General features: G+C 64.9%; 13 protein-coding genes. 1 reads left to right on the top strand and 12 read right to left on the bottom strand.

All coding sequences use genetic code 11. From position 1 onward, the window contains the following. The first annotated feature begins 78 nt into the window (after window positions 1–78). Window positions 79–738 carry a HEPN domain-containing protein gene (locus tag KZJ41_RS28575; protein ID WP_373566462.1) on the top strand — a complete coding sequence of 220 codons (660 nt, stop codon included), beginning with the start codon at window positions 79–81 and terminating at the stop codon, window positions 736–738. 202 nt (window positions 739–940) lie between these two features. Here KZJ41_RS28575 and KZJ41_RS04720 read toward each other — a convergent pair whose 3' ends face one another. From KZJ41_RS04720 to KZJ41_RS04665, 12 genes are all read right to left on the bottom strand, one after another. After that, complete coding sequence (locus KZJ41_RS04720; RefSeq protein WP_251550303.1) at window positions 941–1,873, bottom strand: Ig domain-containing protein; 933 nt, start codon at window positions 1,871–1,873, stop codon at window positions 941–943. A 76-nt stretch (window positions 1,874–1,949) separates the two neighbouring features. Further along, window positions 1,950–2,357 carry a hypothetical protein gene (locus tag KZJ41_RS04715; protein ID WP_251550301.1) on the bottom strand — a complete coding sequence of 136 codons (408 nt, stop codon included), beginning with the start codon at window positions 2,355–2,357 and terminating at the stop codon, window positions 1,950–1,952. Further along, the gene (locus KZJ41_RS04710; RefSeq protein ID WP_251550299.1) at window positions 2,357–2,686 is read right to left on the bottom strand and encodes a hypothetical protein; all 330 of its coding nucleotides are present in this window, start codon (window positions 2,684–2,686) and stop codon (window positions 2,357–2,359) included. Before KZJ41_RS04710 ends, KZJ41_RS04715 begins: the two co-directional genes overlap by 1 nt. Beyond that, window positions 2,679–3,002 carry a hypothetical protein gene (locus KZJ41_RS04705; protein ID WP_251550297.1) on the bottom strand — a complete coding sequence of 108 codons (324 nt, stop codon included), beginning with the start codon at window positions 3,000–3,002 and terminating at the stop codon, window positions 2,679–2,681. Before KZJ41_RS04705 ends, KZJ41_RS04710 begins: the two co-directional genes overlap by 8 nt. Beyond that, a complete protein-coding gene (locus KZJ41_RS04700) occupies window positions 2,995–3,357 on the bottom strand; it encodes a phage Gp19/Gp15/Gp42 family protein (RefSeq protein WP_251550295.1) in 363 nt (120 codons plus the stop codon). The genes KZJ41_RS04705 and KZJ41_RS04700 overlap by 8 nt, the downstream gene beginning before the upstream one ends. A gap of 14 nt (window positions 3,358–3,371) precedes the next feature. Beyond that, window positions 3,372–3,755, bottom strand: coding sequence for a hypothetical protein (locus tag KZJ41_RS04695; RefSeq protein ID WP_251550293.1), 384 nt, complete (start codon window positions 3,753–3,755; stop codon window positions 3,372–3,374). Between the two features lies 1 nt (window position 3,756). Further along, entirely contained in the window at window positions 3,757–4,665 is a 909-nt protein-coding gene (locus KZJ41_RS04690; protein WP_251550291.1) for a major capsid protein, read from the bottom strand. Window positions 4,666–4,678: 13 nt separating this feature from the next. Beyond that, complete coding sequence (locus KZJ41_RS04685) at window positions 4,679–5,053, bottom strand: capsid cement protein (protein ID WP_251550289.1); 375 nt, start codon at window positions 5,051–5,053, stop codon at window positions 4,679–4,681. A gap of 2 nt (window positions 5,054–5,055) precedes the next feature. Continuing rightward, on the bottom strand, window positions 5,056–6,258 hold the full coding sequence (locus tag KZJ41_RS04680) for a head maturation protease, ClpP-related (protein ID WP_251550287.1): 1,203 nt from the start codon (window positions 6,256–6,258) through the stop codon (window positions 5,056–5,058). After that, a complete protein-coding gene (locus tag KZJ41_RS04675) occupies window positions 6,255–7,538 on the bottom strand; it encodes a DUF935 domain-containing protein (protein WP_251550285.1) in 1,284 nt (427 codons plus the stop codon). The genes KZJ41_RS04680 and KZJ41_RS04675 overlap by 4 nt, the downstream gene beginning before the upstream one ends. A gap of 10 nt (window positions 7,539–7,548) precedes the next feature. After that, complete coding sequence (locus KZJ41_RS04670) at window positions 7,549–9,084, bottom strand: hypothetical protein (RefSeq protein WP_251550283.1); 1,536 nt, start codon at window positions 9,082–9,084, stop codon at window positions 7,549–7,551. Further along, complete coding sequence (locus KZJ41_RS04665; RefSeq protein WP_168579116.1) at window positions 9,056–9,394, bottom strand: hypothetical protein; 339 nt, start codon at window positions 9,392–9,394, stop codon at window positions 9,056–9,058. Before KZJ41_RS04665 ends, KZJ41_RS04670 begins: the two co-directional genes overlap by 29 nt. Between the last annotated feature and the right edge of the window lie 111 nt (window positions 9,395–9,505).

The raw sequence follows: 9,505 nt of genomic DNA, 5'->3' as shown, positions 1-9,505 counted from the left end.
ACACCAAACCTGGATCTGCGAGTCCGACCCAGTGCCCTGGTGTTGTAACCAACCAGAAAACTGTGGCGATACGGGAATGTGCAAACACCTGCTCTAGAGACGATCGAACGTGCGCTCGCCGATGTTGACAACCTCATAACGCACCACCCGAAGGCAACACAACCGGGACCAGGTCATCCAGGCTCCGATGAGGGTCCGCTGCTTCGATCCTGCATCCTGCTCACCTACGCCGCATGGGAGGTCTATGCGGAAGACAGTGCGCTCTGGGCAACCGAGGAAGTTGTGAAGCGGGCAACGACTCACGACCAACTCCCGAATTCGTTGCGGACGTTCGTGGCTAGTCGCAGTCCTGCCAAGTCCGACCCATGGTCACTCGCAGGAGAAGACTGGCGACAGACCGTGGTTGACACCGTTCGGGACCGCATTTATGGAACCGGCGGAGGATCACCTTTCGGAATCAATACCGCCGGCCCCAATCAAGTGAAAAAGCTCCACCAGGAACTATTCGGCGATCACCTTATTCTCAAATGCAGGTGGAGCAAAGCAAGCAATGCCGACGTCCTCAGGCGGCTCGCCGATTTGGTTTCGATTCGCGGAACAGTGGCACATACGGGCCGAACCGACGGTTCCCTTTCCTTGGATAACGTGAGGAAATGGCGAACCTTCGCGAAGCGGCTGGCGGAGCACCTGGACAGGCACCTTGTGAAGTGGGTGGACAGCCAGGGGATTGTCCCCTAGTCCCCTTGGGATCGCTGGCATTCGGTTCACAGTTCGGGTGCGCGCCTGCGGGCGTGAACCGAGGCTGTCGCCCGAACCGTGCCGTGGTTCCATTCACTCCACACCCACGGCCCGGGCGGTCATGTGACAGTGGACTCCACCGGCGGCGGACTGAGCGTGAACAGCCCGCCGCCAGGCGGATCTTCGTCAACCCCCGGGCCTACTAAGGGTTTACGACAATGGACAGCGGCTTCAGGGCACTGCCGGACGTCGCACTGTCGACAACCTGCACGGTGAAGTTGGACGTGCCGGCCGCGGTCGGGGTACCGGAAATGCCACCGGTCGACGAGGCGAGCGTCAAACCAGCAGGGAGGTTGCCGGTCGACAGCGTCCACGTCTTGGTGCCCGTACCACCAGACACGGCGAGGGTCTGCGAGTACGCCACGCCGACGGTGCCGGCAGGCAGAGAAGCAGTGGTGATCGACAGACCGCCACGCTTGAAGCCCGCGTCCTCGAGGACACGGTTCCAGCCCTCGCCACCGAAGTAGTGCCGCACCGACACGCCGTGCTCGGTGTCGACCATCGCATTCACGGTGGTCGGCCACGTCAGCGACCCCTCACCGTCCGACAGGGTCTGCTCCCCCATTTCGGCGACCTCACCCGCATAGAACAGGCGTCCGAGGTAGATCCGATCGACCCCGGAGTTGAACTGGGCGACGCAGAGGTAACGCTGCTGGCGGATCTCCGCGATCGCCGACTGATCGAACGCGATCTCACCGGTCTCCGGATCGGCGACCATCTGCGACAGATCCATACCGAGGTTGTTCTCGATGTTGTACCGGTTCGCCTCGAGACCGGTGAACTGCAGGCCCGCGATGTCGGACGTGAAGTCCGAGCGGATCGGATTCGAGTAGCCGACCGCCATGATGTCGGACTTCTCCATCTCACGAGTCAGCGTGATCGCATCGTCCTTGAGCAGGAGACCGAAGTCCCACGCACCATCCGGGAGTTCGGCGAGCTGAGAGTTCGCACCCTCGGTGATGTACTCGATCGGGTCGACGTCCATGCCCATCCCGAAGATGTGCATGCGGTTGGGCTTGAGGATGAGCTCACGCTGGTGCCGCGCGACCTCGAGTTCGCCAACAGATGTGGCCATGATGCCTCCTGGGCATGAGAAAGGCCCACGACGTGTATGTCGTGAGCCAGGAAGGAATGGGGGGTGACCTGGGGTGTCAGCGCCGCCAGGGTTTCTGCAGACTGAGCGCGTAGTACGCGACCTCGCGTCGAGCGTCGGGGTTGTCGTACGGCTCTGCTTCCGGTGGGGTGTCGACCCGGCAGGAGTCGACGCAGATCGGCTTCGGCTCACCCTCGACGTCGATCGCAACGCCGGGGATGTTCTCCATCCGGTTCGCGACCTGCCGCGCGAGGAGCGACGCGCCACGCGGGTCCGGGTGATGGCAGGTGATCTGCACGCGCGGGTAGTCGCTGATCCCGTCGTTGCCGCCGCCGGTGCGGTTGATCTGGATGCCGATGCCGTCTTCGACAGGTGGTTCGGTGTCCGTCTCCCCCAGCGGGGCGAGGTACGCCATCAGCACCTCTTGAATATCCGGGAACAGCGTCTCGTCGAGCTCGACAACCATCAGTACCTCCGCCGCTGGTTCATGGCGCGCATCGCGGCCTCGGTCGCGCGCGCCGGCTTCGAACGCCTGGTGCCGAACAACGCGTACTGGTTACCGGCCCGGGAGGCGACGATGCGGTGACCGGGCCGCCCGTCCCAGCCTCGCGCCCGCTCGATACGCACCCGGGCAGCAAGCTGACCAGTCTTCGCGTGCCGGCGAGCTTCGCGACGGAACGCCTCGAGACCGACCCTCGCTGCCCCCGCCGTGGCCGCTTGAACGGACCTCGACGCCATGATCGCCTTCGCGTCCTTCGACGAAAAACGGAACGTGCCGGGTTTCCGATCAGACATTGCCCTCCCACCTTTCGAGATAGCCCCACACGTGATCCGGGACCCCGTCGTCGTCGAACCACGTCTGCAGCTCACCGTCGACGTGCAGGCGCGGACCGATCCCGTCGACGTCGAGCACGTTCTCGGTGGACTTCGGGAACCCTGGAGGCGCGTAGAGAACCCACCGGTCGTGTCGCTCGAGTGGAACACCCTCGGTAGACGACTCCGGCTGCACCGAGCAGCCCGGGTACTCGCCTCCGGGCCGCTCGGTCATCACACCCCGTTTACCGCGCTCCCGGACGGTCACGCGGATGGTCTGGTTGCCGAGCTCATTCATGGCAGTCCCCGAAGGTGAACTTGGGGGCCGCGACCTGCGAGATTCCCAGTAGCTGGTAATGGAACTCAGTGAACACCAGAGACCGGCCCGGATTGACGAGAGTGCCGGATCGTGTCACCCCACCGACAGTCTTCGCATAGGAGGCGTGCCCGGCGTACTTGGCGGCTGTCAGCGCAGCACGCACAACCTCGATGACAACGAACTGCGCGTCTGGATCGTCCTCGGCGAGATCGGGCTTGCGGTTGCGGATCCACTTCGAGGCGGAGGCGATCAGTTGCTCTGCCCATATCTTCTCGGTCGAGGTGAGAGGCCGCCAGCCGCTTTCGATGTCGTCGGTGTTGACGAAGTCAGCCACGGCTCCTCCTTACGTCAGTTGTCGGACTCGAACGCATCGACGAGAGCGATGAGCGAGTCCTTGTCGGACTGTGCAGCCTCGACCTCGTCCTCGTCGATTCCGATCGCCTTCGCGTACGAAGCCCACTTCGCCGCGGTCGCGGTAGGTCGAGGCTTGGTGGGCCGGCTCGACGTCGACTCCGGTTCCTTGGGGTCGTCCGCGGGCGGATCACTCGGTGCCTCGTCCGGCTTGTCTGCGGCGGACGCCGGCGGCTCGGGTTGGTCGAACACGCCAGCCCGGGTACCACGCTCGATCTCGTCATCTGAGAGGTCGACGGTGTCACCGAAGTACGCGAGACGCCGCTTCCCCTCATCGGTGCGGTACTCCCAGACCGCGACTCGGATCTTCTTACGTGCCATCTCAGCCCGCCAATCCGGTCAGCTTCTTGATGGAGTACGGGTTGGTGACGCCCATGATCGGCATGACCGAGGACTGGATCCAGTTCTTGCGGGTCTTCTGTTCGCGCCACGTCTCGGTGGTCAGACCCTGCTCGTAGTCGAGGAACCCGACCTGGCCGCGCGCGACGGCGTACCCGGTGCCCGCGGTGACACGGTTCGACGAGAACAGCTCGAGGCCGGCCTCCTTGAGGATTTCGTCGAGGTCGGGGCCGTAGGCGATCCGCAGGTTGTGATGTTCCTGCGGGTTGATCAGCCACAGGTCGTAGGTGACGCCGAGTTCCTCGATGTCCGCTGCGAGCTGCACCTTCGCGAAGTCCGCGAACGGGCGCTGGTTGTTCGGGGTCGGCGAGGTGCCAGTCAGGGTGACATCGGACCAGTCGTTGCCCGGGACGACACCGGCACCGCCGAGCGCGGTGATCGCAGCCTCGAGCGTGGCCACGGCGCGGGAGTTCACCTTCCGCACGATGGTATTCGCGAGCTGCGTGACCTGATTGTCGAAGAACACCTTGTCGTTGCGGCGGATCGCGCCGTCCGAGATCCAGAACTTGCCGCCCCAGTCCTCGGCCTCCGCGACCTTCGGCTCGCCGCGCTCGCCGCCGACGACCGGGTACTCCGCTCCTTCGGCGCGCTCCTCAACGTCGCGGGTGGTGTACAGCTCGTTGCGGGTGACCTGGTCGTAGATCACCGCACCGGAGGCAACCGACGTGCCGCTGGACGCGAAGATCCGATCGACGATGAACTTCTGCAGGGTCAGGTCGGCAAGACGCTTGGTGATACGACCGGGCTGCTTGAGCGCGGTGTCTACCGTCAGCTTGTTGCCGGAAATGGTGGGCGCGCCGAGAGGGTACGCCACGGGTGCGGGAGAAGTCATTGTGACTGCCCTTTCAGTAGAGGCTGATCTCGGCGTCGCCGCCGGAAGTGGCTGCGGTTACGGCGTAGCCGACGGCCACGCCGGTGTCCTTCGGAATTGCCTGACCGTTGGTTCCGACCTGGACCTCCGCGAACGCTGCGATGTTCGCTCCGGCGGTAACGAAGGTGACCCGGTCCTTGCCGCGCTTGACGTCGACGAGCTTGCCGACCGCGGTGTCGCGTCCGGAGACCCCGCAGATCCGACCGCCGGCGTCGGCGTGTGCGACGGCAACGTTGCCGTTGGATCGGTCGCCAGAGATCTTCAGGAATCGCTTGCCGGTGATGGCAGCCGACGCACGACCGGAGATGTCCTGGCCGGGCTCGTACACGCCGATGTTCTCGTTCGCCATGATCAGGCCTCCTTCGTGGAAGTGCTGTCGAACCAGCCGAGGTCCTGGTTCGCGTTCTCGACTCCGACGCCGTGCCCGATCTCGTCGACCGGAACGAGGCCGGGAGCGAGGGAGGCGAGGGTGGCTGCGGCGCCGTCGGGGTCCGCGGCGAGTGCCGCAAGCCAGTGATCTCGGCGCGCCGAGGCGATGCGGCCATCCTTGATGGCGGCGGAGACCAGCGCGGTACGCGCTTCGGTCTCCTGCTGGGCGCGAGCCTGCGCACCGCGCTCCGCCGCTACGCGGAGTTCGTCGAGCACAGATGCTTCGACGGTGACGACACCATCGGGAAGCGACGGTGCTGCGGCGACGGGGGCGGGTGCGGTGGCGCGCTCGAGCAGCGCCTCGTAGATCTGTTCCTGTGTCGCGTCCTCGGGGAGGCTCAGAGCCTCACGGAGTTCGCTCGTCTGCTCGTCCGTGAATGCCACGTCCGAACCTCCTCTTTCGGTGGTGATGTCCGCGGCCGAGGATTCGGGCGCGGCACTCGCCACAGGGGCGAGAATCCTGGGCGCCGGCGCAGCGTTGCGTCCGGCGTAGTTGAAGACAGACAGGTCGAACGACGCCTTCGCGGCGGCGGTATCGCCATCGTCGGACTTCGCGGTGACGCGATCAGCGAGTCCTGCCTCAACGGCCTCGGCATCGGAGTACCAAGTTTCGGCGCGCATCGCGGCGCGCCATACCTCGACGTCCGTGCCTGCTCGTTCGGCGTAGATGCGGGCGATGTTGTCGCTGACCCGGTCGAGGTCGTCGGCGACCTTCCGTAGGTCCTCGGCGTCGCCGCTGGCGTAGCTCCATGCGTCATGGATCATGATCTCCGCGTTGCGGGACATGATGACCTCGTCGCCGGCCATCGCGACGAAGCTCGCCGCGCTGGCGGCGATGCCGTCGATGTAGACGGTGACCGTGGCCTTGTGCGCGCGCAGAGCATTGAGGATCGCGATGCCGTCGTAGACGTTTCCGCCCGGGCTGTTGATCCGGACGGTCAGCGCATCGACGTCGAGTGCGGTCAGGTCCCGGACGAATGCGCGTGCGCTGACCGTGCGGTCGTCCCAGTAGCTCTCGCCGATGCGGTCATAGATGAGGATCTCGACCGGCGATTCTGTCGTGTCTTCGTTGCGGATCGAGTACCAGTCGCGGTGCTGGTTCTCCGGTGTGGCTGCTCGAGTCACGAGCCAGCTCCTTCGGTGGCGCCGCGCGGATCGCCGGCGGCGGTTGATTCAGGGGTGGTCGGGATGCCGAGCGATTGACGGACCGTGATCTTGACGATGTCGTCGGCGTCGAGCAGACCGGCCTGCACGAGCATCGCCAGCGCGGATGCGGTGGCGTCCTGCCGGGACCCGATCTCGTCGAACACAATCCGCGGCGCAGGTTCGTCCTCACCCCAGTTCAGGTCGACGAGGTCCTCGACGATGTGCGCGTTCGCGGTATCGGCGATCGTCTCGGCGAAGGCCTGCACGGACTGCACGAACGGGTCCGCCAGCACGGAGGCCAACGCGAACGAGCCGCCGCGGTCGAGGTTCAGGAAGTGTGCGAGACCCGCGAGTGCGATCTGCTTGTCCTGGTAGTCGATCGCCTGCTGTATGTCGGGCAGGTTGCCCTGTACGCCGAGCAGCTCCAGCTTCTGACCGTTGGCAAGGCCGACACCGGAGTTCATGCCGCCCCGGAACTTCGAGGCGATTTCGTGCATGTGGTCGACCTCTACCTGGTCGTCGGCCTTCGATGCGGTACCGACCGGGACGCCCATGCCGTTGCGTCGAGCCGCCCCGGCCTGGATCCGCATGAACTCGTCCTTGAGGATCCAGTGCTTGTACGCGGGACGGAGAATCGAGCTGCCCTGCCATTGGCCGGCCTCCGGGTCCCGGACGTATGCGACGAGCCGGTTGACGGGGATCGTGAACCCGTCCGGCAGCATCGACGCGACCGTCAGAGGACCCACGGGAGGTGCCTGCGTGATCGATTCGAGTCCGCCATCGAGGGCGACAGTGATCTTCGAGATGGTCTTCTGCGGCCGGGGGGCGAGCTTGCGCAGATGGGTGCGGTCATTCTCGTCGATCCGGTACACCTGCTCGAAGAAGCTGTGCCCGTACTGCAGCATGAGCAGTACCTGCTGCAGGTGGTTGGACCAGGAGAACCGGCCTCGTGTGCGTCTGGGTTTCGCCTCGGTGCCGACGATCGGGAGGCCGAGGTCGCTGGCGATGAACTCGACAACCTCGTCGCGGGCGCCGTTCGGGTCGATTCGCCACGTTGTGCCGCGGATCGGCAGACTGATCGCCTGCAGCAGCGACGACACCCGGCCGTCTTCTTTAGCCATGCGACTGTAGACATTCACCGACTCCGGCCACTGCAGCTCCGGGACTTTCTCGTTCTGGTCCCACTGCTGCCAGTCGGTTCCGTCGCCGTTGACGTACCCGACTTCGGTCACCGGCCGCGCAGTTTGCGTATCGACCATGGGAACCTCCTCAGAATGCGACAGTCAGCGCATCGAACGAGTCCTGCTCGTCGACATCCCTGCCCGTGGGCTGTTGTGCTCTCGGGGCCGCGGCAGCACCAGTGACCCTGGATTCGAATGTGAGTAGCGCCCACCGCGCCAAGACGACGGCCTGCAGCGACGCGACGCCCGGATCACCGTTCGGGTCGATGACCCAGTCTTTTCGTGGCAACTCACGCTTGATGGCGTGTTCGAGTGCGTGTTGCAGTGCCGGCTGCCCGGTATGGCAGATCAGCCCGTCCTCGACGTCGTCGACGAACCCGGCGCACATCAGCGCGGCCTGGTTCGTCGTCGACTTGACCAACTCGATCCCGGCAGTCTTCATCAGCGGCTCAATCACGGCGGCCGGCGAGCGACTGTCCGTGGCGATCGCACACGGCTCGATCGCGTCATCAACGCGAGCGAGAAGCGCGACGATCTCCGGGTTCGGTGCAATCGGCAGGTACCCGACCTCGACGTGGATCCGCTCGTCGACGGTGCGGCGGGCCGCCGAGATCGCCCACTGGCTTCCGACACGCGCGACACCGATCCCGGTCGTTCCGATCAGATCCGGCGCGTAGTCGAGCAACCCGGACCAGTGATCTTCGGCGACGATTTGCCAGGTCTCCGCCTTGTCGTCGGTGGCCGGCCAATCGCCGCGGCCGAGCGCTTCGACGTCGAACCCCTTGCGTCCCGCCGGGGTCGCGAGGTTCTTCATGATGTCGAGGATCTTCTCGTCAGTCTGAATGACCCCGTACGAGGGGTTCGCGTAGCGCCATGTTTCTTCCGAGTCTCGCGGCATTCCCTCAGCCGCCATGTACTCAGCGAAATACAGGCCCGGCTCTCGCTTCAGGCCACGCTGACGGACCGACGCAAGCACATCTCCGTTGGGGTGCTCATCCTGATTCACTGCAGACGAGGCGTAGATCCGTTGTGGGTTCTTCGCGGCCATCTGCACGAACGACATCGCGGAGATCTCGCCCGGCGTCAGGTTGTATGCCTCGTCGTAGACGACCAAGTCGACATCGGTCAGGCCGCGGCCGGTGTCGTTCGATCGGGTGCCGAACGAGATCGTCGCGCCCGATGTCAGCTCGATGATGCCCTCACCCTGCGAGCACGTAGCTCGAATGACGCGCTTCCGCAGCCATGGTCGGCTCTTGATGAGCGCCATCATCCGCTTCCACCCGTCGCGGGCGGTCTTCCACCGTTGCGCGGTGTAGATGATGGTCTCGTCCAGCTTGAACAGCCCGTACAGGCATCGCTGGATGAGGATCTCGGACTTGCCGTTCTGCCTCGGGACGATCAGGCAGCACGTCGAGTGTGTCCACCGCCCATATGGCGTGGTCGACAGGATTGCGTGCTGTGCCTTGATCTGCCACGGCATCGCGATCGATCCAGCGCGCCGACCGAGCTCGACGGCCTTCTCGCCGTGTGTGGTGTCACCGTTGAAGACAGACAGGTTGTGCGGTTCTTGCCGGCCGGTCAGGGTGGGGAAATCGTCACAGATCAGCGAGGCCGTCATCGTCATCACCGGCAGGCTCGGAGTCCTTCTGTCGGCGGATCTCGGCGAGCAGTTGCCGAAGTGCGTTGGCCTGCTGCCTCGACTCCTGCAGTGCGCCATCCACGCGGATCTCGAGGATGCCGTCCGCGCCACGCGCGTCGACGAGGCTCACCCAACAGTCGACGTCGCCGCAGAGAACTCGGTCGAACTGGTCGAGACGGTCCTTGATGCGGGCAGCTTCGACGATCAGCGCCGTCAGCGAGTAGGGATCGGCGTCGTCGTGCAACTCGGCGTAGAGGCGACGGCCGGCCGAAGCGAGACTGTCCAGGTCTGGCACGCGATCACCTCCTCGATCCCGGTAGAAAATTCCGGTCCGTAAAAAAAGTCCTGACTGAGGCGGCCAGTCAGGAGACCCCCTCCCCCTCGAGAATTTTCGGGGGTGGGGTTC

Source organism: Rhodococcus sp. 11-3, from assembly GCF_023704055.1.
GTDB classification, from domain to species: domain Bacteria; phylum Actinomycetota; class Actinomycetes; order Mycobacteriales; family Mycobacteriaceae; genus Rhodococcus; species Rhodococcus aetherivorans.
The sequence above is the reverse complement of the archived record's forward strand: the minus strand, read 5'-3'. Positions and strand labels throughout refer to the sequence as shown.

Bases quoted from the DNA above. Each gene is read 5' to 3' on its own strand.
- KZJ41_RS04670 (WP_251550283.1), bottom strand. From the start codon at position 9,084: ATGACGATGACGGCCTCGCTGATCTGTGACGATTTCCCCACCCTGACC.
- KZJ41_RS04690 (WP_251550291.1), bottom strand. From the start codon at position 4,665: ATGACTTCTCCCGCACCCGTGGCGTACCCTCTCGGCGCGCCCACCATT.
- KZJ41_RS04710 (WP_251550299.1), bottom strand. From the start codon at position 2,686: ATGTCTGATCGGAAACCCGGCACGTTCCGTTTTTCGTCGAAGGACGCG.
- KZJ41_RS04705 (WP_251550297.1), bottom strand. From the start codon at position 3,002: ATGAATGAGCTCGGCAACCAGACCATCCGCGTGACCGTCCGGGAGCGC.
- KZJ41_RS04685 (WP_251550289.1), bottom strand. From the start codon at position 5,053: ATGGCGAACGAGAACATCGGCGTGTACGAGCCCGGCCAGGACATCTCC.
- KZJ41_RS04695 (WP_251550293.1), bottom strand. From the start codon at position 3,755: ATGGCACGTAAGAAGATCCGAGTCGCGGTCTGGGAGTACCGCACCGAT.
- KZJ41_RS04720 (WP_251550303.1), bottom strand. From the start codon at position 1,873: ATGGCCACATCTGTTGGCGAACTCGAGGTCGCGCGGCACCAGCGTGAG.
- KZJ41_RS04675 (WP_251550285.1), bottom strand. From the start codon at position 7,538: ATGGTCGATACGCAAACTGCGCGGCCGGTGACCGAAGTCGGGTACGTC.
- KZJ41_RS04715 (WP_251550301.1), bottom strand. From the start codon at position 2,357: ATGGTTGTCGAGCTCGACGAGACGCTGTTCCCGGATATTCAAGAGGTG.